This is a genomic window from Arthrobacter sp. UYNi723 (assembly GCF_054057635.1).
In genome coordinates, this window is sequence record NZ_JBSRZM010000014.1 from 92781 (window position 1) to 115810 (window position 23030).

The following is a 23030-nucleotide window of genomic DNA, read 5'->3' on the forward strand; positions in this document are numbered from 1 at the left end:
CATTTTCTTGACTATGGCTTGAATTTTTGTAGTAATATTACTAACACCATAGCGTGACGTAAGCGACATCCACGCGCCAGACCGGGTGTTCAGTCGTCACACATTTCTCAGAGGAGAGAACATGCGTTGGGTCAACGGGCCGGTACCTATCAGCGTCAAAACGAAGCTGCGCGCAGCGCGCGGGATACGAGGTGTTCAGTGAACACCCCTGCAGACTCCGTACGGAAGGAAGCGGCCTTCGACGTTCGGGACGTCTCGCGCACCTACCCGGGAGTAAAGGCACTCGACGGGGTATCCCTGACAGGATACCGAGGTGAAGTCCTGGCGATCTGCGGAGCCAACGGAGCGGGAAAGTCGACCCTGGCCAGGCTCATTTCCGGGCAGGAAGCGCCGAACAGCGGACACATCAAGATCGCTGGCTACGAAGGTGAAGTGGCAACCCCCGCCGACGCCGACGATGCCGGCATCCTCTTCATGCACCAGGAACCCGTGATTGTCGATGAGTTCACCGTCGAGGAGAATCTGTGGCTGAAGCAGTTAAGTTCCGCCGGCAAGACAAAAGGCTGGAGGACAATTCCACGTCGCGGCCGTGACACTTCCATGCAGGCTCTGCGGGCCGTGGGCATGCACGAGGTCACTCTGGGTCAACTGGGCAGCACCCTCACACCGGGCCTGCGCCAGATGCTGGCGTTGGGGCGGACGCAGGTCAATGGTCACCAGATCCTGATACTGGACGAAACTACAGCCTCGACGACCGAAGAGCATTTCAAAGACGTTGAGGCTCTGGTTGAGCGGGAACGGGCCGCCGGCGTGTGCGTCGTCTTCGTGTCCCACCGCATGCCGGAAGTGTTCGCGATGGCCGACCGCATCGCCGTTCTGCGCAACGGCAAGCTTGTTGACGTGCTCAATGCCAAGGAGACGAACCGGGAAGAAGTAATCACCCTGATGGTCGGTGAAGCGGTCCACGCCCTGGAACCGGCCCCCTTGCCATCCTTCGCGGGGATCGATCCCGTGCTGGAAGTTGAGCATCTCAGCTCCGGGTCTGCCACCGATATCAGCTTCTCGGTCCACCCCGGGGAAGTTGTGGGCATTTACGGGCTTGTCGGCAGCGGCCGCAGCTCGATCGCCAGATCAATCTCCGGGCACCAGTCAAGAACCGGCGGGACGATCAAAGTCCGAGGACGCCGACTTGGTCTCGGTTCTCCCCGGGCCGCGCTCAAGGGAGGCGTCGCCTACCTGTCCGAAGACCGCCGCAGCGAGGGATTCGTCAAAGACTTCAGCAACGGCGACAACATGACGCTGGCCACACTTGACCAGTACTCCACCTTCGGAATCCTGAACCTGAAGCGTGAACGGGCAAGCGTTGAGGGGCTCATCAAGCGATACCAGGTCAAGGGCGGCCGCACCACACTCACCAGAACCCTGTCCGGCGGAAACCAGCAAAAGGTCTGCCTTGCCAAATGGATTGAAGCCAAACCCGAGGTCGTCGTGTTGGACGAACCGACCAAAGGCATCGACATCGCATCCAGAATGAACATCTACCAGATCGTCAAGAACCTGGCAGAGCAGGACAAAGGTGTCGTCGTGGTCTCCAGCGAGGCGGAGGAACTGCTGATGCTAAGCCATCGCATCCTCGTCATACGCGATGGCCAACTCGTCCAAGAATTCCGATCCACAGACAGCAATACCGACGACCTAATGCGGGCAGCATTGGGAGGGGAAATCGAATGAGCACCACGTCAACGAGGATGACTGCCGGGCAGGAACCGTTGCAGAAAACCAACAGCAGATTCACCAGGGACGGCCTGATGCACTGGGCGAAGGAGCAGTACCCGCTCTATATCCTGATTGTGCTGCTGATCGTCGCAGGACTTTCCACGGATGCCTTCTTCACACCCAGGAACCTGACGAACCTCATCCTGCAGGTCTCCGTTATCGGCATCGTGGCGTTGGCCCAGTTCCTGATTGTCCTGACCGGCGGCATCGACATCAGTGTCGGTTCGGTCGTTGGTCTTGCCGGCGTCGTCTGTACGCTGGCTTTCGGAGGCGTCAGCGTTCCCTTAGCGATTCTCATCGCTGTTGTGCTGGGTATGCTCGTCGGGTTGCTGAATGGTTACTTTGTGGCATTCCGCAAGCTGGAACCCTTCATCGTCACTCTCGGCATGCTGTCACTGGCACGAGGCGTCGTTTATGCCTTGACGGAAGGTGTTCCGATCCAGCCGCAAGCCGAAGACTTCAGGAAGATTGCCACTACGACCATTCTGGGCTTCCCCCTGATTGGAGTCATCTGGCTGGTCTTGGCTCTTGCCGTCTGGTTCGTGGCACGGCGGACAGTCTTCGGCCGCCGCGTCTTTGCCCTCGGCAGCAACCCTGACGCTGCCTTCGCTTCGGGTATTCCCGTGAAGCCGACGCTGCTCGCGGTTTACGTGATCGCCGGGGCCATGGTGGGCTTCGCTGGGTTCCTGCTCGCTTCCCGCATCGGCGTGGGCACGCCCACCGCAGGAACGCTCTACGAGCTCGACTCCATCGCCGCAGTTGTCATTGGCGGTGCCAGCCTGCGCGGCGGCAAGGGACGTGTGCTCGGAGTCGTGTTCGGCACGCTGATCTTCGGCATCATCACCAACCTGCTCGTGCTGCTGAATGTTTCCACGTTCCTCCAGGACGCATTCCGCGGTGGCTTGATCCTGCTCGCCGTGGTCATGACGACCATCCACTTCAAGTCCCGTCGCAAGCAGTCGATAAATCCGTAACTTCCCTGTTCTACCAAACCCAACGAAATAACATAGGAGTTATTCAAATGAAATCCAGGCGTATCTGGCTGGCGGCAACGACTGCCGTAGCCGTGTCATCCCTCCTGCTTACCGGCTGCGGGTCCACTGAGGGCAGTTCCGGCGGGACGTCCGCGGCTGCCGTCAAGAAGGACGTCAAGAATCTGAAGATCGGCTTCCTGCAGCGGCAGGTCGACGCACCCTATTACAAGGCCATGGAGGTCGCGGCCCAGAAGGTGAGCAAGGAACAGGGCTTTGAATTGCTGTTCCAGAATGCCAACGGTGACCCGGTCACGCAGCTCAACCAGGCACAGACCATGGTCTCCCAAGGGGTCGATGCGTTGATCGTGAACGCGATCAGCCCGAACACGCAGAAGCAGCAATTGAAGCAGATTGCCGGGGACATCCCCGTGATCTTCGTCGACACCGGAATCCCGGATGTTGGGGTAACGGCCGTCACCAGCGACAACTACGAGATCGGCAAGCTCTCGGGCGCTTTGACGGCCAAGCGGTTCACGAAGGGTGAGGCTGTTGACGTAGCCATCCTGAACGGCGGCGCGAACGACGAAAGCGTCGGTCCAAAGCGGCAGCAGGGCTTCCTGGACGGTCTGAAAGAAGGCGGCGTCACGTACAAGGTTGTGGCAGAAGCATCAGCGGTCTACGCCCAGGACAAGGCGGTACCCGCAGCTGAATCGATGCTCTCTGCGCATCCCGAGGTCGACCTGATCCTCGGGCTCAACGACGCCATGGCTTTGGGTGCGCTGACTGTTCTCCAAGACCAAAAGAACACGACAACGCTTGTGGCTGCTTCAGCCGACGGGCAGAAGGAAGCACTGGCCGAGATCAAGCGTGGAGGCTGCCAGGGCCAGTATGTATCGACCGGGCTCAATTCTCCCAGCCTTGCAACGGGACGCGGTTTCGAGATTGCCATTGCTTTGGCCAGTGGGCAGAAGGCCGCCGGCGATTTCAAGAAGGAAGAATTCACCAAGGCTGCCGGCATCGACTGCAATAACGTCGACGAGTACTACAACCCGGAGAACGTGTTCTGATTCGTTGATGCCCCGTCAGGGCGTCCGCTGGACAAGACCTCGTCTCTGACGCATCCCCAGATGCAAGAAATGCCCGGCTGGAATGATCCAGCCGGGCATTTTGTCGTCCTGACGCGGATGGTTTGCGGCACGGTCAATTGCCCTATGCCGGCCTCGGGCGGTGATTGGGGGGTACGGCCCAGACGTGGTTTTGCGGGGACGATGCGGCCGTTGGGGCACCGCCGTAGTGAATGTGCAGGGAAGGCGTCAGGGGGTTGCCGTGGCAGAAACCGGGCTTGGCATGGCACTGAACGATGCATGCCCGGCGGCGAGGGGGCACCCCTAAACCTGTGTGCGGTCCGCAGGTGGGGCCGCTGCCAAGGAGTGGATTCAGTTCCCGGCCAGTATTTTGGCTGCCTGCGGTCCGAAAAATGCCTCCATGGTCTCCGCGTTGCCACCGAGTGGTTGCCGTGCGTCAGTGGCGGCTGAAGGCCCACGGGGCGAGAGCGTCCGTGTCAGTTGTGGCGTGTCTCAGTGCTCTGCCGGGTATCCAGAAAGCGGGTGATATCGATCTCGTCCAGCGAGCTGATTTTGGTCCGCAGTGGCCCCGTCGGAACTGGAACCGGGCCTGGGACAACCAAGACCCGGAGTCCTGCGTTCTCGGCACTTTGAACGCCCGGGATGGAGTCTTCCACAGCGATGGCACGCTCGGGTGACGTACCGAGCAGCGTGAGCGCACGGAGGTAAGGCTCTGGATGGGGTTTGCCTTGGACGCAGTCTGATCCGGTAACCGTAGCCTCAAATTGCGTCGGCGGGAGCGCGTTGATGACTACCGACGCCATGGCCCTGGGGCTCATGGTGACCAGCGCGCAGGCAAGCTCGCTTTCCTTGAGTTCCTGCAGGAATTGCCGGGCCCCCGGTTTCCAGGGAATATGTTGATTCAGCCGTGAAACGACGTGAGCCAGCCGAAACTCAAGGACCTCGCCGTGGCTCAGGTCCACGCCCCTGGATATCAGCTTCCCGGCCGCATAAGTCATGGAGTGGCCGATAAGGGCCAGCTCGTCCTCAAGTGTCCATTCGACAGAGAATTGCTCCGTCAGAAGGCGTTGGGACTCCACCCAGTACGGCTCTGTGTCAACGAGGGTTCCATCAAGATCTAGAAGTACTGCGTCCATGTTGTCCGTTCCGCTCCACGGTGCCAGCCGGTTCCCGGCGTCGTCGCAAGGCATAAAGGAGCTATCGGCCGGATAACTTGCGGAAGTCCGTCAGGCCACGTTTCATGGCCGCCAGCTTGGCCAGGTGCGAGCTGCCGCGCCGGATGCTGACTACGGTGGCGAGGATGTCAATGACGACAAGGTGTGCCAGCCGGCTGACTGTCGGGGTGTACTGGTCCGTGTCTTCGAAGGTGCGGACAATCAGCGGAATGTCGCATTCCGCGGTGACCGGGCTTTCTTCACGGGATATCGCGATGACTGTGGCACCGCTGGTGTGTGCCGCCTTGGCGACGTCGGTCACCGACTTCGTCCGGCCCACATTCGAGATCACGACCACGACAGTGTCCGGCGTCGCCACGGATGCCTCCATGAACTGCTGGTGCACATCCTCCGGCGCGGAACAGGGAACGCCGAAGAGAACGGCCTTCTGCTGCGCGTCGTGGGCGACGATGCCGGAGGCGCCCAGACCAACGAAAAGGATACTGCGGGCACCGATGATCGCGTCGGCAGCCTTGGTGATTTGTTCCACGTCCAGGGAGCGTCGGGTGCGGTCCAGCGAGGAGATGGTCTGGTCAAAGATCTTTTGAGCGATGTCCTCATCGGAGTCCCCCACACTGACGAACGAGAGCGTAGCGGGCAGCCCGAGCGCCAGGGTACGGGCCAGTTGGATTTTGAACTGCTGGAATCCGCTGAACCCCAGAGACGTTGTGAACCGCATGACCGTGGGTTCACTGACGCCCGCCGCGTCCGCAACCGTAGCCATGGTCGAATCCACGACATAGTTTGGATTCTCCAGGACCAGGCTGGCCACCTTGCGTTCCGACTTGCGCATGCTTTCGGAGACGTTGGCAATGTGCTCCAGCAGCGGAACCTTCGCATCATATGAGACCGCGTTCAGCATCTTGCGGGATCCGTTCTGTCCGGCCCTAATCATGATCGTTTTGTAAGAATCCTACAAGGTTTTCCACAGCGTATTCGACGGCACGATTCACGCTGCTGGCGGTGTACGCACCGATGTGGGGGGTGAGGATCGTTCGTTCGTGGCGCAGCAGTTCGTTGAGCATGGGGGGTTCGGATTCGAACGCGTCAATGGCGTAGGTCTCCAGCTGTCCGCTGTTGAGGGCAGCCAGCGCGTCGGCAGTGTCGACCAGCGTTTCCCGGGCCGTGTTGATCAGTATCGCTCCGGCGGGGAGCAGGCCCAGAAGGCTTCGTGTCACGAGCGGCTTGCCGTCCGCCGGCGGGGGCGCGTGAAGCGAAACAACGTCGGATGCGGCGAAGAGGTCTTCCAGTGTGTCGGCCTTGGCGATGCCAGCCGTGGCGCCTGCCGGAGCGAACGGGTCAAAGAACGTGACCCTGGCGCCCATGAGCCCGGCAAGTTCGGCCAGCGTCCGGCCGATGGCACCGTAGCCGACTACTCCGAGCCGCACCTCGGACATTTCCTTGCCCAGGGTTCGGCTCCAGCCACCGCTGTGCAGGGTTGCGTTGGCGGCGGGCACGTTCCTGAGTGCCGCAAGGATGAGTGTCAGGGCAAGTTCGGCAACGCCCCGGGCGTTTGCACCCGCCGCTCTCAGAACTGTGACTCCCCGGGCCTTGGCGGCTGCAGCGTCGATGGAATCAGTGCCGGCCCCATTGCGGGCGATGACCCGCAGCCTGGCCGCCGACTCAAGTACCTCAGCATCGATCTTCTCAACGCCGGCCAGCCATCCCACGACGTCCCGGGCCAGGACAAGGAGGTCCTTCTTCTCGGGCAGCTGCCCGGCGGGAGCCGGTACGAGCTCATATCCCAGGTCCCGCAGCCGCCCGAGTTCCGGAACGTTCTCCAGTCCCTGGGCAGTGAGGGAACGGGGCGTGACGAGTATCTTGCCGGGCATGTTGTTCCTATCGGGTGGAAGCGGCGATTTCGCTGAGGCGGTCGAACTCGGGCCCCTTGGCGGGAATTGCTACGTGGAACACTTCGGCGATGACCTGTGTCCAGCCATGGAGGAAATAGACCCAGCCGTCTTCGATCTGCAGGTTCCGCGTGTCCTGTTGGGCTCGCGCCTGGTCGAGGAACACAAGGTCGCCCCGGTAGTTCAGGTCCCAGACAATTGCGCCCTTGGGGAAGACAACGTTGTCACTGAAAGGTGACCCCGGAGCATCCTTACCCAGGCCGGTGGCGTTGATGACCACCGAGTGGTCGCTGATCCCTGCGACAGCCGCGTCGTTATCTTCCGGCGTCGGGGCAATGATGGTTTCCAAGGAAATATCGGTTTTCCCGGCCCCGTGGATGGCAGCCATGGTTCCCAGCCTCTGGGGGCTGCGGTTGGTGACGATCACGCGGCGGGGCCGATCGTTTCCACGCCCCGGACGGTTCAGGTACCAGTCGATGGCTATCGCCGAACCACCGGCGCCGAGGATAAAGAGATCAGCATTGGTTTTGTTCCAATAGCCTTCCGGGATGAAGGCATCCAAGGCAAGACCTGCCGAGTAGGGATCCTTGGCGTGGGCCACCAACTTGCCGTCCTTTTTGGACAGGCAGCTGACTTCGTCCATCAGCGAAGCCAGCGGATCGATTTCATCAAAAAGGTCGCGGGCGGCGTTGTACAGGTCTATCTTGTGCGTGGTCACCAAGGCGCCCAGGCTCAGAGGATCGGACTTCAGGAACTCCACTACCTGCCGGTAGTGCTCCTTCGGGGCGTGGATCTGCAGGTCGATTCCAACCATTTCGACATCGCCGAGTCCGAGTTCTTCCGCCCACACCGGGAAAACCTTCCGGATGGAAGAACTTCCGGTGGTGACACCGATGAAGTAGAACGTCGGTTTGGTGGCAGGCTGCAAAGTGTCCTGCGTCAGAGTCTTGGGCATTGCACAGTCCTTGTCGTTGTCTAGTGTTTCGCGGAGACCAGGGCAGCGGCTTCCCGGGCCGTCTGGGCGATGTAGTCGAACTCGCCGTCCTCGATTTGCTGCCGGGTGGCAATCCAGGATCCCCCCACCGCGAGTACTTCAGGGATGCTGAGGTAGTCCTTGATATTGCCGGGGTTCACTCCACCGGTGGGCATGATCTTGATCCCTGCAGTCGCGAAGGGAGCGACGAGCGCTCTGATGGTCTTCACTCCGCCGAATGCTTCCGCCGGGAAGAACTTCAAATGTTTTTGGCCCGATTCCAGGGCGGAGATGAATTCCGATGCCGTGACGGCGCCCGGGACGAAAGGCAGCCCGGCTTCGTTGGCCGAGTCAATCAGAAGGCGGGAGTGGCCAGGTGAGACCCCGAATTTCGCACCCCGAAGGGCCGCCTCCTTAACCTGGTCCGGCGTCAACAACGAACCCGCGCCCACCAGGAAGTCGGGAAGGGCCTCGGCGATGGCGCTGATGGCGTCCAGTCCTGCCTCTGTCCTCAGGGTGATCTCCATAATCGGTAGTCCGCCTTCGGTCAGAGCTTCGGCCAGCCGAACGGCTTGGTCGGCACGATCAATCTCAATGACCGGGACGATGCGTATCTGGCCAATTCGCGCAAAAATACTCATGATCACTGGGCTCCCGCCCCGTAGCCACGGTGGCGCGGGTTTGGAACCGCTTTCCAGCCGCCCTGACCGTCGTGGACAATCATGGTCTTCATGCCGTTGGCTTCAGCAATGATGTCGTAGTTCTGGCCTGCGTCCGAGGCGTAGCAGAAGAGAGTGACGAAGGGTTCAGTGCCGACGTTGACGCTGCGGTGGATCCAGCGCCCCGGAACGTTGATGGCCTTTCCCGGCGTCAGTTCCGCGACGAAGAACTCCCCGCTGCGGGTTTCCAGCAGCATGAGCCCGTGCCCGCTGAGACAGTGGTAGAGCTCGGCGCGGTTCTCCTGGGCGTGGATGTGTCCACGGGTGACCGCGTATTCTTCGCCGACCTTTCCGGGAAGAAGGGTGCTCGTTCCAACAATCAGCGACCCGGGCCCGTCCTGATATTTCTGCTCATGAACATAGTAGATGAGCTCGTCGGGCCCTTTCTCGGTGACCCGGAGCTGGTACGCATCCTCATCGAGGTAGATCCCCGACATGTCTCCCAGATGCTTTCTATAGACCCTCGATGCCCCGTCCATGTCTCCATTTGACTGGACTTCGATGATCTGGGGCTGGTCCAGGGCGTGGGTTGTTGCTGGTGTCATGACGCACCTCCGTTAGTGCCGAAACTTTGGTAGTCATACTACACATATTCGGGAGTAAAACTACAAAATTTCAAAAAATCAGCTCAATCTTCCCACTGCTGAGGTAATCTGCGTCACTTATGTGTAGTATTACTAGCGTCGGCTACGGGTGGGCTCTCTGCCCTCCTCGTGGCGCTGAATTCGTCGAGCACTATGGACGTGCCGTGTGAAAGGAGAGGGCGGTGAGGGCGGTTGTCTATCGAAAGGGCACCCCGGCTTCACCACGAGTCCCGGCTGAATCGTTCGGCAGGGCCCTCTTGAGGGCCTCCACGATGCAGAACCCATCAAACCGTTGTAACCCTGTCCTGAGCACGACAGGACACTTCCCCAGGAGGAGAGCACATGATCATCGCCCACGACTTGGGTACAACCGGCAATAAGGCTTCATTGGTCGATAGTGATGGCCAACTCCTGGCGTCCGTGACCGTCGCGTACCCGGCGGACTTTGGCCTTGGGGGCAAGGCGGAGCAAAACCCGGAAGACTGGTGGCAGGCGCTGACTAAGGCGACCAGGAAACTCCTGGAGAAGTCCTCCGTCAAAAACACCGACATCGCCGCAGTTTCCTTCTCGGGCCAGATGATGGGGGCAGTCTTCCTTGACGCGGCCGGCCGCACGGTCCGCCCGGCAATGATCTGGGCAGACACGCGCTCCACCAGCCAGTGCCAGCAGCTCATCGATGCTGTCGGCATGGAAGAGGGCTACCGGATCACCGGGCACCGGCTCAATCCCACGTACTCCCTAAGCAAAATGATGTATATCCGGGACACGGAACCGGAGACATTCGCACGCGTCCGCAGGATCGTCCTCGCCAAGGACTACCTCGCCTTCCGTCTCAGCGGCGTCCTGGCAACGGACCCCTCCGACGCGTCCAGCACCAACGCCTACGACCAATCCACAGGAAAATGGTCGGATGAACTAATCAGCGCCTCCGGGCTGGACCGGACACTGTTCCCTGAAATCGTCGACTCCACGACCGTGATCGGTAACGTCACCAAGGACGCTGCGGCTGCCACCGGTCTGGCGCAAGGAACCCCGGTCGTGATGGGCGGCGGTGACGGTCCCACAGCGGCGTTGGGCGCAGGAATCATCGATGAGAACTCAGGTGCCTATACCTATCTCGGCTCCTCCTCTTGGGTGTCGGTGAGCTCCCCAGAGCCCTTGCACGACCCCCGCATGAGGTCGATGACCTTCAACCACGTCATTCCCGGATACTTCGTCCCCACTGCCACAATGCAGGCCGGCGGCGCCTCACTGCAGTGGATCGCCAACATACTGTCCCCTGACGCCGAAGACCGCTACACCGACCTTCTCGCGAAAGCCGAAAGCGTCGAAGCGGCCCGCGAAGGCCTGTACTTCCTCCCCCATCTTCTGGGCGAACGCAGCCCCTACTGGAACCCCCGTGCCCGTGCCGCCTTCGTCGGCCTGGCCATGCACCACCACCGGGGACACATGACTAGAGCGGTCCTGGAGGGCATCGCCTTCAATCTCTTCACAGGCCTGAAAGCATTCACAGAGAACGGACGCCCGGTGGAGTCCATCGACGCGATCGGCGGAGCCGCCAACTCCTCGGCCCTCCTGCAGATCTTCGCCGACGTCTGGGGAATCCCTGTCAACCGCCGCAACATCGTGGAAGAAGCCAATGCCATGGGAGCTGCCGTCGTCGGCGGCGTGGGCGTGGGCATGTTTTCTGACTTCTCCATCGCACAGGGCATGTCGGTCCGGACTCCCGGGAACCAGGTGCAAGCCGAGCGATCCCACAAGTACCAGCAGGAGTACGCAACGTTCATGGACGCTTACCAACGCCTCGAACCCTGGTTCGAAACCCTGCCGAGGAGCTGAGAATCCATGAGCGTCAAAACAGGAAAGATACGCACCGTCCTTGGTGATATCGAGCCGGGCGAGCTCGGAAAAGTCGATTATCACGAACACCTCTTCCAGGTGTCCCCGCTCCTGCCCGGAGACGAGCTTGACTCGGAAGAGAAGAGCAGGGATGAGGCCAGCCTCCTTTTCGCCGCGGGCATCGGAGCAATGATCGAAGCCACACCCACAGGCCTGGGGCAGCGACCCGCGGCGGTCGCGCGCATCAGCCAGTCAACCGGCCTGAAGGTTGTACACACAACCGGCGCACACCACCAAGGCCACTATCCCGACGGCCATGAACTGCGGGAACGCACCATCGACCAACTGGCAGAACGCTTTATCAGTGATGTGCAGGACGGGTTCAAAAGCCGCCACAATGAAACCGAGAATACCCCGGACGGCCGCCCCGTCCGGGCCGGCATCGTCAAGGCCGGTATCCGTTACTGGACAATCGGGCCGTTTGAAACCCGGGTCCTGGCAGCGGTGGCGGAAACCCACTTGGCGACCAACGTCGCTGTCATGATCCACCTGGACTACGGCAGCGCCGCCCACGAAGTTCTGGACAGACTCGAAGGCATGGGCGTCGCTCCCGGCCGCGTGGTGCTTGCCCACATCGACCGGAACCTTGACCCTGACCTGCACGCCGATCTGGCCGCCCGCGGGGCATATCTGGGCTACGACGGACCTGCCCGCCACCGGGAAGCTCCCGACAGCGAGATCATCAAGACCATCGCCAGCGTGGCAGAGGCAGGCCACGCCGACAGGATCGTTCTTGGCGGAGATGTCGCCAGGGCAAGCCGCTACCTTGCCTATGGTGGTCTCCCAGGCCTGGAGTACCTGCCGTTGAGGTTCCTCCCTCGCCTGGAAAAGGCGCTCGGAGGGGACTTCCTGCACCAAGCGCTGACCAGCAATCCATCCAAACTGCTGACGTTCTAAAAACACCCACAATCTCACCGAAAGGATCACTAACAATGAACAGCTCTGAAAGGCCACTCAGCGGGCGCAGGATCGCCGTAACCGGCGCCGCAGGAGGCATCGGCTTGTCCATCGTCCAACGCCTTCAGGCCGACGGCGCCGAGGTCTATGGCCTCGACTTCAAGGGACTGGAAAACCTACCCGACGGGGTACAGGGAATCACCGTCGATGTCACCTCGCCGCAGAGCATCCGCGCGGCCGTGGAAGAGATCTACGCGCTCGGTGACGGCGCGGTCGACCTGGTCAACAGCGCCGGCATCGTAGAGGACGACGTCGCGGCCGTGGACATGCCAATCGAACAGTTTGACAAGGTGTTCGCGGTCAACATCCGGGGGGTCTTCCTGACATGCCAGGCCTTCGGCAGGGAACTGCTGGCCCGCAACGGCGGAGCGATTGTGAACATCGCTTCCATGAGCGGAAACCATGTCGTCAACTTCCCCCAGAAGCAATCGGCATACAACTCGTCCAAAGCCGCTGTAACCGCGCTCACCAAGTCACTGGCAGTGGAATGGGGCCCGCGTGGAGTGCGCGTGAACGCACTTTCTCCGGGCTATGTCGACACGCCACTCAACCTGCTGAAGCAGCACATGCACGAAACGTGGAAGAAAGACACAGTCAACGGACGCTTCGCCACTCCCGACGAAGTTTCGGCGGCTGTTGCCTTCCTTCTCAGCGACGAGGCGGCCTACTTCCTCGGGAGCGAACTCCTCATGGATGGCGGATTCAGCCTCCGATAGGCGAACCATTCTGCCAGACATGCCGCAGGGTCGCCTTACCCCGTCCCCCGACTCCGCATGCGGCGGCGGTTCACCCGCCTGAGGCCCGGCCCGAGCAAGCTGTTCCCGTGCAAAGTGCTGCCCGGGCCGCCTTGTGACAGACAAGCGGGCCAGATCAGGCCTACGCGGCCACGCCGGGTCAGCTTGGTCAAGTCGGCAGGACCGACAACGGTCCTCGCGACGGCATTCCAGGACTCCGGCTCGCCCCGCTTCCCGACCCGGGGACGTCAAGGGTGCCGGAATCAGCCAGTGTCGCCGAATGGGACGACCGCTGGCGAATCGCCTGGGCCAGGGCCTGGGACCGGTACAAGATTGCGGACCCTGACCGGGAGAAGCACTCTACACAGGAGATCATGCAACAGGTTATACGGCCCGGGACAGGACCTTCATCCGGCTTATCCCCCCGTTCTGGACAACGGAATACGGCTGGGACGGACTGGATAGCGATGCCTTCAACAACTGGGACACAGTGCTGAGCCCGCGGATTCCATCTGACGCGGAATGTCAGAACCTGCCCGACCTGGTCCCGGCGTGGGAGAGCGGCCTCGACACCGTTATTGTGCTGCCCTACGCGGGATATTTTGCGCAGCGCATGACGCCTCGCTACCTCGCGGTATCGGCCGCAACCCGAAACGACCTGGACACCTACAGCCGGGCGCTGAAGACCAGGATCTGACTACAGGCCGGCCCGTCCCCTACGCATCTCCGGGGCCAGCTCTGGAGTCACGTGGCTTCAGCTGGCGCGGACGTGCCAGCCGGCTGCGTCGTGGATGGCCTCGAAGGTGGTCAGCTCGGTGGAAGGGTTCCGGCGGAGCCGGGCCGGCAGCTGCCACACTTCCACGTCGATCCTTGCTGTCGGGTCCCGCCGGCTCATCGCCCTCATTGGATTCTCTACTGTTCCCCAAAGCCATTCCATTCGGTCGCCGTCGTACTTGATGAAATAGGGGTGGAAGACGCCCCAAGCTCACCCCCGACCAGGCCCACCACGCCCAACAGCTCTACGACGCCGGGGACCACACCGTTCAGCGCATCGCCGATCTGCTTCAGGTCCCGCGCTCCACGATCTACGGCCACCTCAACAAAACAAGCATCGGACGACGCCCCACCCCAACGCCGTGACTCGGCGTAACAGCGGTGCCGACCAGAACCCCTGTTACCTGGCCCCACCGGCTTAGCGTGACTTTCCCGAGCATTGGTCCTCAAGCCCCTGTTCCGGATCGCGCGGGAGGTAGCACTCGTTACAAGGGGCCGGTGTAGACCTCACCGTTAGTGAACATGTTCATGATGCGGTGAAATCCACGCATTGCTCCCTGCAGTCGAGCCGGCACCTGAACTGCCGCCCTGTCCCGCCACCGGGTCACCGGTCAGCGGTGGTCGGAACGATCCAAGGTCATCAAGTGCATCAGCAAAGCCCGTTGGGGCTGGCCTGGGTGGTGAGCGACATGCCACCTCAGTGAACTGCGTGCCTCCGCTTCCTCGGGCGCTGTGCCCCTGAGGATTTCCTCGATGATTTCCAAGGCCTGCAGTTGCAGGTCCAGGTGCGCGGCTTCCTCGCGAATGCTAGGAAAATACTCCTGATCGCTGCTCATGAGCCCGCCTTTGCTCGCTGTAGGAGCCTTCCCAAGGAGGCGGAATTACCGCGCCCAAGCCCCCGGGTGAATAAGCAAAGCATACTTACGAATAAGGGGCGGGCAAGGAATCATTTTTGATAGACGATGGCGTCTCCCCATTGCCGAGCGGACCATCAGGCGGGGAGGGCGAATGGAACATCATCTTGGAGAGCAGACCTGGCTGTATGTCTCGAAAATCAAAAGCTTTACGAGACACCGCACGGCTTGCCGGCACGAGCGATCGATGCCGCGGAAATCCGCCGAAGCCATCCGCCGACGAGCGTCTCGCAAAGTCGTCTCACTGCTCGTCGTGTCTTGCGGCCTGTTTTTGGGTATTTCTAAGACAGGATGGCGTGATGAGGCATCTCGGGTACACCAGAATCAGCACCGCCAGCCAGGACGCCCAACTCCAGCTCGATGCGCTCCTTGCTGCCGGCGTACAAAAGCGCGATGTGTTCGCGGACGTCACGTCCGGCAGCAGGAAGGCGATCGAGCGCCCGGGGATGGGGAAGTTACTCGAGTATGCCGAAACTGGCGACACCCTGGTGGTCTGGCGTGTCGACCGCCTGGGACGCTCCTTGGTCGATGTGCTCAACACCGTCACGATCCTGCGCGACCGTGGTATCCACGTGCGGTCCCTCTCAGACGGTATTGACCCGGCGACGTCAACCGGTCGCCTCATGCTGAACATGCTCGCCACCCTCGCGGAGTATGAGCGCGAGCTGATCGTCGAACGCGTAAACGCCGGGATCGCTGCGGCCCGCAACTCCGGCACCCGCTTCGGCCGTCCGCCAAGCAACCCGGAGGTCATCGCGGAAAAGCTCGAAATCGTCGCCGACGCGCGCAAACGCGGACGCACCGCGACCGATGCTGCCGCCCTCGTCGGATGGAGCCGCGCGACGCTCTACCGCCATCTGGCCGTCCTCAAGGCGGCAGAAGGTCAGGTCATATAGCGCTGCAATTCGACTGTCACTTTCAGAAGTCTTCTGCACCAGTCCATGCGGAAGGGCGCGCGGGGCATCATCTGGAGGGCGCAGACCGGCCCGAATTGTGCCTGGGCTGCGCCCCGTTCAGCGCGGAACGATAAGGGCCGGCGACGGCTGGGGGTGTGAACGCTCGGTCTCAGAACGTTCACTCGCCGCCGGCCCAGCTGCAACCCGTGCCCATCTGGACACGGAACCTGAGTCGCCATGGTCTGAGGACAGTACACAGTACGGCTGCGTCCATACGCACGAGTAGTGGGTACTCGATTCTCAGGAGCCAGCCACCTGGCTCCGCCACCTTTCGAGGCCGTCTGACTTCCTTGGTTCCGGGCCCCCGTCTTCGAGATAGGAAAGGCACGGTTCAGGGCAATTGGGAAGAACAGCCTGGTCTGTTCTTCCCATGAACACAGAAGTAGTCTGAAGTCACCATCCGGAGCAGCCATAAGCTGAGGGGAAACATCATGACCATTCCGCCGCAACGCGAGCCCGCGCCGTTCCCGCCAGACACTGTTCCTGCTCCAGGATCCCCTGATCCGACCTCGCCCCCGGCCCCCGGCCCAGTTCCTGACCCTAATCCAGGTTTTCCTGACCCAACGTCCCCCGTGCCCCCCGGCCCAGGACTCGTTCCGGAGCCCGGACCTCCAACCGAGGACCCCACGCACAGATCTTGATTCCCGAACGCAACCATACCTACTCCATGGCAGTCCCGTTTCCTGGCCGGGTCTGAGAACAAATCCCTAGTACGGGTCCTGCTTTTCTGGAAGCGTCTTCGTGCGGACTCGCACAGGGTGATTGGGCCCCCGTCAGCAGTCCAGCGTCTAGGCGATAGCTATTCGGCGCCTGGTTCACGGGCGCTTCTGGATTTCGATGCCTTCTCGAAATCCATCGTTTCCAAGAAATCGAAAGTACCCCACTGGTAGAACCTCGCTTCAACACCTACCAGGGCAGCTGCCGAACCTGGCACCGGCAAGTAGATTGAGAACGGCAGTTATAGACGCTTGCGGGCGGAATCAGTGGAACCGACCATGGTCGACGGCGGCAAAGGCACGGTGGCGCTGCTGGATGATGGGATTATTCACCTTCTCTGGAAACCCCGCGTCAGAATCGAGGCCGCCGACGCCCAAGCGGCAATGGCGGCCGTAAACGCCATTGCGAACGGTCAGAATATCCGATGTTGGTCGACATGACGACTACGGAATCCCTGAGGCGACAGGCCCGCTCCGTTTTCACCATCCGATGCGCTGCCTCGCGCATCGCGCTGCTGGGCATCAGCCCAGTTGATCGGATACTCGCCAACTGGTCGCTAGGCGTGCAGAACCTTCCCTGCCCCACACGCTTCTTCAATTCCAGCACTGAAGCAACGAAATGGCTGCTACTCCACAAGGGCACGGCGGAGGAGAAGTCTTCCCCAAAACGGGACGCCCTGGGACCATCCGTGAGCTGGTGCAGACGACTTTGGACATCCCGTGCAGAGGACTTCGGAAACTGACATCGACGCCGTTTATCGCTGCGATTCACAGTATTCTCACAAATAGTTCTCGATTGGGATGCCGTCGATCGAGACTCTTGAATCGAGTTTCGGAAGATGGGACCGCCCGGATGTCTGTCCACCGCATCGGATACGCCAGGGTCTCCACGCGGGACCAGAACCTTGACCTCCAGCGGGATACGTTGCGGGCTGCCGGATGCGATCGCGTCTATGAGGACACCATTAGCGGAACCAAAGCCAGACGCTCTAGACTGCGCCGGCGGCCTGAACGACCGAGGCATTGGCTTTGTCAGTCTCACCGACGCTATCGATACCACCACTGGTTCAGGGCGATGCTTCTTCAGTGTGAGGTGTCCGTGCCCACCCTGTGTCGGTGGGTTCCGGCAACGGACACCGCGGCAGCTGCAATCCCGTAGGTGCAGTGCTGGTGCAGATGCAGCCGTACCGGCGAGAGCCTAGGCCAGGCTGCGGGTAGCGTTTTCGGTGGGGGCGGACCTGCGGAGATCCTCCTCGACCGCCAGTTCGTACCAGGTCTCCGCCCCCAGAACCGGTGAGGGTGTGTCAAGGTTCCGGTACAGGGCATCGATGAGTTTGCTGAGCTCTTCGGCCGTGAGGGTGGGGAGGACCTTTTCCGGGCCGCGCGGATCGTTGATGAGGCGTGGAAGCTGAGGCGATGTCATCGTGCGGTAGCCGGGTCGGGGGGACTGCAGTGGATGCTGGTCACGGTAACTCCATCAGAACGCGTGAGATGGGCTGGTTAGCGTTCCTGAGTGTATGCCGCGGCCTCGCTGCGTCACAATCGCCCGGGGCTGGTGGTGGTTCCGGCCCTGCTGGTCTGCTGGTCTGATGGGGGAAGCCGAATCGGTCCGAGCTGGTCCGGTGCGATGGGCCGCGCGGGGTCGGTGCCAATACCGGGAGGCTGTCAGCTGCGGTGGGTGTCCCGTACGGCACACTCAAGCTGGATGAAGTCCATTTCCGTGGGGATCAGCATCCCGTAGATCAAGGCTTCAAATTCGAGGATTTCGGCGTTGCCCCCGTAGCTCCAGTACGTCAGCCAGAGATCATATAGTGCTACCGACTGGCGATCCAGGAGGTTCCTGGCGCGGTCCCGTGGGCACAAACCATTGGACATTGACACACACAAGGGGCGGGTAATGTCCGCTACCTGCCCGATGATCCCGTCCCCGGTCTTGTCTTCCGGCAAAGCGCGTCCGGTGAGACGATGCCCTTATGAACGACAAACACGAAGGAAGCCTGCGGGCTGGCCTGCGCCAGCATGCGCATGGAGCGTTGCCGACCCCGCAACAGGTCCGGACCGTCGGGCAACGCCGACGGGAAAGCCGGGCTCGGGGAACTGGTCAATGAGCATCTGAAACTGCCGGTCCATTTCGGTGCCAACGCGGGATTGAAGGTCACGACCCTGGTCGCCGGGATGGTTGCCGGCGCCGATTCCATCGATGACATGGGGACTGCTGCGCCACCGTGGGATGGGGAAACTGTTCGAGGGCACCTATGCGCCTTCGACGCTGGGCTCGACACGCGCCACCGGATACCCGGGCTGCTCTCGATCCTGCGGTGAACGGGGACCGGAAGTACGCTTACTATTCCATCGGGGGAATGCTACCGTGAAGTTCCACCCGCAGGCGGATCCTGGAGACGACGATGAGCGTGAATGAGGCAGGGAAAGAGCCCCGCGACGACGATTCCACCAGTGACCGGAAGCTGACAGGCCCTGCTGGCCTCGGCCGGGATGGCACCATTCCCGGCTCACCGGATGGTGTGGGGCTCGGTGCGGGCACGGAGCCGAACACCTTCGAGCCGGAAGAGGATCCGGACGCAACCGCCGAAGCGGCCGAAGACATCGAAGATACCCGCTGAGGAGACCTCCGATGCCTCCGGGCCGTGACCCGGTCGACCGCTGGGATGACCGTCCGGCTAAGGCAGTGGCCGCCGGTTCCGGCAGAAAGAGCCGACTCCGATGCAGGAGCATGCCTCCAGGATGACGATCGGTCCCATCAGTGCGGCGCCGACGCAGTAGTCCCTGCTCCGGGGGTGCGACAGCGATGCTGGGCCGCGAGCCCGTACGAAACCTCAGGCGAGGGAAAGAATGAACGACAGCACGAAACCGGCGGCGGTGCAATACCCCCTCCTACAGCATGAGGAGAGGGATTGACAATGTTGTCACGTCTTTTCGGGCTTTTTCAGAATTCATCAGCTTTTCGTGGCGGATGACTGAGTCACAGGATACGTTCGGGGAAGTGCAGCATGGGTTCTGCTGCCCAGAATGGAGTGGAAACGTGCTCTTCCCCGGTTTGCAAGGGATTTTCCTGAAGGTTTTGAGTGTTTAGTGGTTCTGAATTGCAGGTGAGGTCGCCAGCGGTCGCAAGTGAAAGGTCCGCTTCTAATAAATCGGGCGATTCGCTGGTGGTGCTGCTGGGAAAAGTCGCGGGCGGAGATCAGGCGGCGTTCGAGAATCTGTATTCCTGTACTTCCCGGAGGCTGCTGGGGTTGGCGTTGGCCGTTGTCAGAAATCCGGAGTTGGCTGAGGAAGTCGTTCAGGAAGTCTACGTACAGGTCTGGTCCTCGGCGGCCCGGTACGATGCTTCATCGGGTTCGCCCGATGAGCAGAATCAGCCACGTCAGTCCGGAATTCGTGGATAGCTTTCCCCAGCCCATGTCCCCAGGGATTCTGTATGGTTCAACGATGTTCAACAGCTGCGGACACCTGTGCTGCTGCGGCTGCGCGAACGAAGTAATTACTCCTCTGTCGCCAGCGCAATGGACCCTCACCTACAACGGCCGCGACGTTTCCCTAGCAGATTCGATAGGAAACTGGACTCTGCCGTGCAAATCTCACTACTGGATCCGAAACGGACGAGTTGACTGGAGCCGACGGTTCACTGAATCAGAAATCAGACTGAACCAGAAGTATGACCAGGCTGACCTACAAGCCTTGGACAGGACACCCACGAGCCCGCCCGGTTTCTGGGAGCGTCTGCGCCGAATCCTGCCCTGGTCGTAGTAGCCGGTAGACCCAGCAATAGAAAAGCGAGAACGACCCGGGCCATGCCGGGGCCGTTCTTGCGCACGCCGGGCCTGGAATGCCTATACCGTAATTCGCACTCATGACAGCCGCTCATGGCAGGAATTGTGGAACAACTTCTGGAACAGTCAGGTTACGCGCCGGGCCGCCGAATGCAGTCGCAGGGGAACTTGTCCCGCCACGGGCGTCCGGGTTCTAAGGAAGTGGGACAGTGCTCATTAGTCTTTCGATTGAAGTTTCGTCGGCTCAAAGACCGGGACGATGGCCCTTCTTCCATGTCCTCATCGGATGGGAAGGCAGGGCCATGCGATTCTTTAGGTATCACCAACAAGAACCTGGTTTACCGGGCTACTTGGAACCGCGAGACAGAGAACCAGCCGACAGGAATAATTGCTAATGGCAGACAATACAGAGGGACAAATTGGCTTTGAACAGGTCGGTATCGCAAGCATTCTTAAGAGGCACCGCCTACTTGTGCCGGCGAACCAGCGCGAGTATGCATGGGAGGACGAACACGTACTGAACCTCTTCGAAGACATTGCGCGTGCCATCTCTGACAACGAATCGTCATATTTTTTGGGAACCGTCGTCACTATTCCGCGAGATGGCCGCTTGGAAGTTGTCGATGGTCAACAGAGACTGGCAACGACGGCCCTGCTTCTGCACGCTATTGTCGAATATCTTGCAGACGACGACGAGATGGTCGCCAGTGCTATCCGCAATGAAACACTTTTTGTGACCGACAGGAGAAAACGAGAGCTTGTTCCGCGGCTGACCTTGAACCTGGTCGACAACGATTACTTCAAAGCCGTACTTACCAACGCGAAGCCCCTTCCCGCGCCCACCAAGCCCTCCCATAAGCTCATCTTGCGCGCAGCTGGACTGGCTAAAGAGCAAGTCCAGAAGATCGTCGGAGGCCACAATAAGAACGACCACGGCAACGTCCTCAACAATTGGGTCGACTTCTTGGAAGACAGAGCAGCCATCGTGCTACTCATCGTTTCCGACGACGCAAACGCATACCGAATGTTCGAGACACTTAATGACCGAGGTCTCCGAGTTTCTCAGGCCGACCTCATCAAGAACTACCTATATGGCCGCGCTCAAGACAGACTCCCGGAGGTTGAGTTGAAATGGGCCCTTGTTAGAGGAGCCCTCGAAAACCTCGAAGGCGAGGACACGCTCATCGATTTCATTCGTCACAGTCTCACAGTGACGCAGGGCTTCGTCCGCGAAGCACAGCTCTATGAGAAGGTACAAAGCACCGCGCGCGCATCTCAACAAGTCGTATCGTTCGTCAACACCTTGGAGACCCTGGCAGTCAAGTACGTCGCCATTCAAAATCCCGAGCATGAGGACTGGAATGGGTATCTCCCTAGTACCCGCAAGGCCATTGAAGTCTTGAATCTCTTCGGCATTAAGCCGATGCGGCCTATCGTGTTCGCCGCGGCCGCGAAGATGAACAAGAAGGAATGTGACCTCGCGTTCAAGTTGCTAGTGAGTGTCGGGGTCCGACTCTTCATAGCAGGCTCTACTCGAACAGGCTCCATAGAGATGGCTCTCAGTACGGCGGCGAATAAGATCTACTCCCGGGAAATTAAGACCTCTGCGGAACTTCGTGTCGCCCTGAAAGACGCCGTCCCCTCAGATGCAGTCTTCTCGGACGCTTTCGCTACGGCGAAGGTCAGCAACGGCAAATTCTCCCGCTATTACCTCCGGTCCCTTGAGGCGGCCGAGACGGGAAGCGCCGATCCATGGCACACGCCAGTTGATGACTACACCGTTGTCAATCTGGAGCACATTCTCCCGAAGAAGCCCATGGGCAACTGGCCGCAATTTGGTACTGAGGAGGAAGCCCGCGAGTTCACTACCCGACTCGGAAATCAAGCTCTTCTTCTGGCAGCCGACAACTCATCGAAGGGAAGCGACAAGTTCGAGGTGAAGAAACCAGCGTTCGAAAAATCTCCATACCACTTCACGAAAATGGTTGATGACGAACAGCAATGGACCAAAGCCGAAATCGACGCGCGTCAGCTGAAGATGGCCCAGCTCGCGCCAGCGACGTGGAAGGTTTAGCTCGCTCCGGGTTGATGATCGTAACTGTGGATTATCCTGCTCTATACCTAGCAGTGAAGAGCAGGTTCTTCCAGTGGGACTGCGATTCCCTGGGCGCCGGCGGGCCATCCACTCGTCAGGGGACCGGTCAATTGGAAGAGTGCGATGCTGCTGAACAATTCGTCCGACGAGGACCGTGAGTGGGCCTTAGATGTGCTGCATTTCCTGGACAAGCACAAGGGCCTTAGCGACAAAATCAACACGCCCCTAGCGGTGCAACCTGGTTCGGCCATATACGGTGACGACGCCGCGACGCAGCCGCTGCCCACTTCCTACTACGTGAAGTACCTGCTCTCGGCCGGGTCCGATAACCTTTTGGCCGTCCGGAGCATGCTCGTGCAGACGGAAACTGCAGAGAACATCCAGCTCACGCTGCACTCCTTCGCCCCGTACACGCTCATCCGCAATGCCATAGAATGCGCCTCTACCGCCATTTGGATTCTCACTCCACCGTCCCGGACCACCCGAGTCTTCCGGGCTGCCGTCATGGAACTGGACGATGCTTGGAAATCTCACATGGCCTTCAAATCCATGAATCTGGACGGCGAGGAAACCTACGCCCGCAGGATCGAGGCTATCCAGGGAATCATCGCAAAGTACCCGGGCATCTCTTTCAAGCAATTGAAAGATGGCGGCAAAATGACTGACGTACTTGCCGAAGTGGGGAAGACGCCCGGACTGGAACGGATCAACCCATTGGCGAAGTGGCAGCTGGCCAGCGGCATGGCCCACGGCAAACGATGGGCGGGGCTGCTGCTGAACGACAAGACCCCGCTGGTACCCGATGCCGACTCCACATACGTCATGACCGGCAACTATAAACACCTGCTAATGTTCGTCAGCGCGGCATACGTCCTGCTCGAAACCGGTCAAGCCCTGCTTAGCGACCGATCCACCGCCCACCATAAGTGAGTATTTGAAGCCCTGAGCGCCACCCATTCGTGCGGTTGAGCGCCGGGGATCGTGCCAGAGAGCGCCAGCAGTCGCCTGGCTTGGCGCCGCTG

General features: G+C 60.5%; 25 protein-coding genes and 2 pseudogenes. 17 read left to right on the forward strand and 10 right to left on the reverse strand.

What is annotated here, in order from left to right:
- The first annotated feature begins 126 nt into the window (after positions 1-126).
- From ACVWY0_RS12585 to ACVWY0_RS12595, 3 genes are read left to right on the forward strand one after another with little or no spacing between them, the layout of a single operon-like run.
- Positions 127-1731 (forward strand): sugar ABC transporter ATP-binding protein, encoded by a 1605-nt coding sequence (locus ACVWY0_RS12585; protein WP_485836995.1) that lies wholly within the window; start codon positions 127-129, stop codon positions 1729-1731.
- Complete coding sequence (locus ACVWY0_RS12590) at positions 1728-2750, forward strand: ABC transporter permease (protein WP_456506436.1); 1023 nt, start codon at positions 1728-1730, stop codon at positions 2748-2750. Before ACVWY0_RS12585 ends, ACVWY0_RS12590 begins: the two co-directional genes overlap by 4 nt.
- Before the next feature lie 47 nt (positions 2751-2797).
- Positions 2798-3817, forward strand: coding sequence for a sugar ABC transporter substrate-binding protein (locus tag ACVWY0_RS12595; RefSeq protein WP_485836996.1), 1020 nt, complete (start codon positions 2798-2800; stop codon positions 3815-3817).
- 494 nt (positions 3818-4311) lie between these two features.
- Here the strand turns inward: ACVWY0_RS12595 and ACVWY0_RS12600 are convergent, their stop codons facing one another.
- The 6 genes from ACVWY0_RS12600 to ACVWY0_RS12625 are packed head-to-tail and all read right to left on the reverse strand — an operon-like array spanning position 4312 to position 9136.
- Positions 4312-5025, reverse strand: coding sequence for an HAD family hydrolase (locus tag ACVWY0_RS12600; RefSeq protein ID WP_485836997.1), 714 nt, complete (start codon positions 5023-5025; stop codon positions 4312-4314).
- Between the two features lie 7 nt (positions 5026-5032).
- Complete coding sequence (locus ACVWY0_RS12605) at positions 5033-5944, reverse strand: SIS domain-containing protein (RefSeq protein ID WP_456506439.1); 912 nt, start codon at positions 5942-5944, stop codon at positions 5033-5035.
- A complete protein-coding gene (locus tag ACVWY0_RS12610) occupies positions 5937-6881 on the reverse strand; it encodes an NAD(P)-dependent oxidoreductase (RefSeq protein WP_456506440.1) in 945 nt (314 codons plus the stop codon). Before ACVWY0_RS12610 ends, ACVWY0_RS12605 begins: the two co-directional genes overlap by 8 nt.
- A gap of 7 nt (positions 6882-6888) precedes the next feature.
- A complete protein-coding gene (locus ACVWY0_RS12615; protein ID WP_485836998.1) occupies positions 6889-7854 on the reverse strand; it encodes a shikimate dehydrogenase family protein in 966 nt (321 codons plus the stop codon).
- A gap of 20 nt (positions 7855-7874) precedes the next feature.
- The gene (gene eda, locus ACVWY0_RS12620) at positions 7875-8513 is read right to left on the reverse strand and encodes a bifunctional 4-hydroxy-2-oxoglutarate aldolase/2-dehydro-3-deoxy-phosphogluconate aldolase (protein WP_485836999.1); all 639 of its coding nucleotides are present in this window, start codon (positions 8511-8513) and stop codon (positions 7875-7877) included.
- Positions 8514-8515: 2 nt separating this feature from the next.
- Positions 8516-9136 carry a glucose-6-phosphate isomerase family protein gene (locus ACVWY0_RS12625; protein WP_485837000.1) on the reverse strand — a complete coding sequence of 207 codons (621 nt, stop codon included), beginning with the start codon at positions 9134-9136 and terminating at the stop codon, positions 8516-8518.
- A 381-nt stretch (positions 9137-9517) separates the two neighbouring features.
- Between ACVWY0_RS12625 and xylB the strand changes: the two genes are divergently transcribed.
- The 3 genes from xylB to ACVWY0_RS12640 are packed head-to-tail and all read left to right on the forward strand — an operon-like array spanning position 9518 to position 12747.
- Positions 9518-11014 carry a xylulokinase gene (xylB, locus tag ACVWY0_RS12630; RefSeq protein WP_485837001.1) on the forward strand — a complete coding sequence of 499 codons (1497 nt, stop codon included), beginning with the start codon at positions 9518-9520 and terminating at the stop codon, positions 11012-11014.
- Between the two features lie 6 nt (positions 11015-11020).
- The gene (locus tag ACVWY0_RS12635) at positions 11021-11971 is read left to right on the forward strand and encodes a phosphotriesterase family protein (RefSeq protein WP_485837002.1); all 951 of its coding nucleotides are present in this window, start codon (positions 11021-11023) and stop codon (positions 11969-11971) included.
- A 35-nt stretch (positions 11972-12006) separates the two neighbouring features.
- A complete protein-coding gene (locus ACVWY0_RS12640; RefSeq protein ID WP_485837003.1) occupies positions 12007-12747 on the forward strand; it encodes an SDR family NAD(P)-dependent oxidoreductase in 741 nt (246 codons plus the stop codon).
- 772 nt (positions 12748-13519) lie between these two features.
- Here the strand turns inward: ACVWY0_RS12640 and ACVWY0_RS12645 are convergent.
- The gene (locus ACVWY0_RS12645) at positions 13520-13669 is read right to left on the reverse strand and encodes a hypothetical protein (protein ID WP_485837004.1); all 150 of its coding nucleotides are present in this window, start codon (positions 13667-13669) and stop codon (positions 13520-13522) included.
- 125 nt (positions 13670-13794) lie between these two features.
- On the opposite strand from ACVWY0_RS12645, the pseudogene ACVWY0_RS12650 reads away from it, so the two are divergent.
- Positions 13795-13905 (forward strand): annotated as a pseudogene (locus ACVWY0_RS12650) (hypothetical protein); the annotation flags it as partial.
- Positions 13906-14150: 245 nt separating this feature from the next.
- On the opposite strand, the gene ACVWY0_RS12655 reads toward ACVWY0_RS12650, so the two are convergent.
- On the reverse strand, positions 14151-14375 hold the full coding sequence (locus ACVWY0_RS12655; protein ID WP_485837005.1) for a hypothetical protein: 225 nt from the start codon (positions 14373-14375) through the stop codon (positions 14151-14153).
- Positions 14376-14752: 377 nt separating this feature from the next.
- Here ACVWY0_RS12655 and ACVWY0_RS12660 point away from each other — a divergent pair, with 377 nt between their 5' ends.
- From ACVWY0_RS12660 to ACVWY0_RS12675, 4 genes are all read left to right on the forward strand, one after another.
- Positions 14753-15349: a recombinase family protein gene (locus ACVWY0_RS12660; RefSeq protein WP_485837006.1), complete on the forward strand. Its 597-nt coding sequence runs from the start codon at positions 14753-14755 to the stop codon at positions 15347-15349.
- A 1055-nt stretch (positions 15350-16404) separates the two neighbouring features.
- Positions 16405-16566 (forward strand): hypothetical protein, encoded by a 162-nt coding sequence (locus ACVWY0_RS12665; protein ID WP_485837007.1) that lies wholly within the window; start codon positions 16405-16407, stop codon positions 16564-16566.
- Positions 16563-16868, forward strand: a complete 306-nt coding sequence (locus ACVWY0_RS12670) for a hypothetical protein (RefSeq protein ID WP_485837016.1) — start codon at positions 16563-16565, stop codon at positions 16866-16868. The genes ACVWY0_RS12665 and ACVWY0_RS12670 overlap by 4 nt, the downstream gene beginning before the upstream one ends.
- 110 nt (positions 16869-16978) lie before the next feature.
- Entirely contained in the window at positions 16979-17284 is a 306-nt protein-coding gene (locus ACVWY0_RS12675) for a recombinase family protein (protein ID WP_485837008.1), read from the forward strand.
- Between the two features lie 39 nt (positions 17285-17323).
- Here ACVWY0_RS12675 and ACVWY0_RS12680 read toward each other — a convergent pair whose 3' ends face one another.
- Both ACVWY0_RS12680 and ACVWY0_RS12685 read right to left on the reverse strand, forming a co-directional pair.
- Positions 17324-17548 carry a hypothetical protein gene (locus ACVWY0_RS12680; RefSeq protein ID WP_485837009.1) on the reverse strand — a complete coding sequence of 75 codons (225 nt, stop codon included), beginning with the start codon at positions 17546-17548 and terminating at the stop codon, positions 17324-17326.
- A 242-nt stretch (positions 17549-17790) separates the two neighbouring features.
- Positions 17791-18000 carry a hypothetical protein gene (locus ACVWY0_RS12685; RefSeq protein ID WP_485837010.1) on the reverse strand — a complete coding sequence of 70 codons (210 nt, stop codon included), beginning with the start codon at positions 17998-18000 and terminating at the stop codon, positions 17791-17793.
- A 207-nt stretch (positions 18001-18207) separates the two neighbouring features.
- Between ACVWY0_RS12685 and ACVWY0_RS12690 the strand changes: the two are divergent.
- The 6 genes and pseudogenes from ACVWY0_RS12690 to ACVWY0_RS12715 all read left to right on the forward strand — a co-directional run.
- Positions 18208-18403: pseudogene (locus ACVWY0_RS12690) on the forward strand (IS1380 family transposase); the annotation flags it as partial.
- 127 nt (positions 18404-18530) lie between these two features.
- Positions 18531-18746, forward strand: coding sequence for a hypothetical protein (locus ACVWY0_RS12695; protein WP_354245532.1), 216 nt, complete (start codon positions 18531-18533; stop codon positions 18744-18746).
- Between the two features lie 549 nt (positions 18747-19295).
- Positions 19296-19529: a sigma factor gene (locus ACVWY0_RS12700; RefSeq protein WP_485837017.1), complete on the forward strand. Its 234-nt coding sequence runs from the start codon at positions 19296-19298 to the stop codon at positions 19527-19529.
- Positions 19489-19890, forward strand: coding sequence for a ubiquitination-like system serine protease family protein (locus ACVWY0_RS12705; protein ID WP_485837011.1), 402 nt, complete (start codon positions 19489-19491; stop codon positions 19888-19890). Before ACVWY0_RS12700 ends, ACVWY0_RS12705 begins: the two co-directional genes overlap by 41 nt.
- A 417-nt stretch (positions 19891-20307) precedes the next feature.
- Positions 20308-21987: a DUF262 domain-containing protein gene (locus ACVWY0_RS12710; protein WP_485837012.1), complete on the forward strand. Its 1680-nt coding sequence runs from the start codon at positions 20308-20310 to the stop codon at positions 21985-21987.
- Between the two features lie 144 nt (positions 21988-22131).
- On the forward strand, positions 22132-22938 hold the full coding sequence (locus ACVWY0_RS12715) for a hypothetical protein (RefSeq protein ID WP_485837013.1): 807 nt from the start codon (positions 22132-22134) through the stop codon (positions 22936-22938).
- Positions 22939-23030: the final 92 nt, after the last annotated feature.

Bases quoted from the DNA above. Each gene is read 5' to 3' on its own strand.
- ACVWY0_RS12625 (WP_485837000.1), bottom strand. From the start codon at position 9,136: ATGACACCAGCAACAACCCACGCCCTGGACCAGCCCCAGATCATCGAA.
- ACVWY0_RS12685 (WP_485837010.1), bottom strand. From the start codon at position 18,000: ATGTCCAATGGTTTGTGCCCACGGGACCGCGCCAGGAACCTCCTGGAT.
- ACVWY0_RS12670 (WP_485837016.1), top strand. From the start codon at position 16,563: ATGACGACTACGGAATCCCTGAGGCGACAGGCCCGCTCCGTTTTCACC.
- ACVWY0_RS12605 (WP_456506439.1), bottom strand. From the start codon at position 5,944: ATGATTAGGGCCGGACAGAACGGATCCCGCAAGATGCTGAACGCGGTC.
- ACVWY0_RS12600 (WP_485836997.1), bottom strand. From the start codon at position 5,025: ATGCCTTGCGACGACGCCGGGAACCGGCTGGCACCGTGGAGCGGAACG.
- ACVWY0_RS12715 (WP_485837013.1), top strand. From the start codon at position 22,132: ATGCTGCTGAACAATTCGTCCGACGAGGACCGTGAGTGGGCCTTAGAT.
- ACVWY0_RS12695 (WP_354245532.1), top strand. From the start codon at position 18,531: ATGAGCGTGAATGAGGCAGGGAAAGAGCCCCGCGACGACGATTCCACC.
- ACVWY0_RS12655 (WP_485837005.1), bottom strand. From the start codon at position 14,375: ATGAGCAGCGATCAGGAGTATTTTCCTAGCATTCGCGAGGAAGCCGCG.
- ACVWY0_RS12610 (WP_456506440.1), bottom strand. From the start codon at position 6,881: ATGCCCGGCAAGATACTCGTCACGCCCCGTTCCCTCACTGCCCAGGGA.
- ACVWY0_RS12665 (WP_485837007.1), top strand. From the start codon at position 16,405: ATGGTCGACGGCGGCAAAGGCACGGTGGCGCTGCTGGATGATGGGATT.
- ACVWY0_RS12635 (WP_485837002.1), top strand. From the start codon at position 11,021: ATGAGCGTCAAAACAGGAAAGATACGCACCGTCCTTGGTGATATCGAG.
- ACVWY0_RS12595 (WP_485836996.1), top strand. From the start codon at position 2,798: ATGAAATCCAGGCGTATCTGGCTGGCGGCAACGACTGCCGTAGCCGTG.
- xylB (WP_485837001.1), top strand. From the start codon at position 9,518: ATGATCATCGCCCACGACTTGGGTACAACCGGCAATAAGGCTTCATTG.
- ACVWY0_RS12680 (WP_485837009.1), bottom strand. From the start codon at position 17,548: ATGACATCGCCTCAGCTTCCACGCCTCATCAACGATCCGCGCGGCCCG.
- ACVWY0_RS12590 (WP_456506436.1), top strand. From the start codon at position 1,728: ATGAGCACCACGTCAACGAGGATGACTGCCGGGCAGGAACCGTTGCAG.
- eda (WP_485836999.1), bottom strand. From the start codon at position 8,513: ATGAGTATTTTTGCGCGAATTGGCCAGATACGCATCGTCCCGGTCATT.
- ACVWY0_RS12710 (WP_485837012.1), top strand. From the start codon at position 20,308: ATGGCAGACAATACAGAGGGACAAATTGGCTTTGAACAGGTCGGTATC.
- ACVWY0_RS12660 (WP_485837006.1), top strand. From the start codon at position 14,753: ATGAGGCATCTCGGGTACACCAGAATCAGCACCGCCAGCCAGGACGCC.
- ACVWY0_RS12645 (WP_485837004.1), bottom strand. From the start codon at position 13,669: ATGAGGGCGATGAGCCGGCGGGACCCGACAGCAAGGATCGACGTGGAA.
- ACVWY0_RS12675 (WP_485837008.1), top strand. From the start codon at position 16,979: ATGTCTGTCCACCGCATCGGATACGCCAGGGTCTCCACGCGGGACCAG.
- ACVWY0_RS12705 (WP_485837011.1), top strand. From the start codon at position 19,489: ATGAGCAGAATCAGCCACGTCAGTCCGGAATTCGTGGATAGCTTTCCC.
- ACVWY0_RS12640 (WP_485837003.1), top strand. From the start codon at position 12,007: ATGAACAGCTCTGAAAGGCCACTCAGCGGGCGCAGGATCGCCGTAACC.
- ACVWY0_RS12615 (WP_485836998.1), bottom strand. From the start codon at position 7,854: ATGCCCAAGACTCTGACGCAGGACACTTTGCAGCCTGCCACCAAACCG.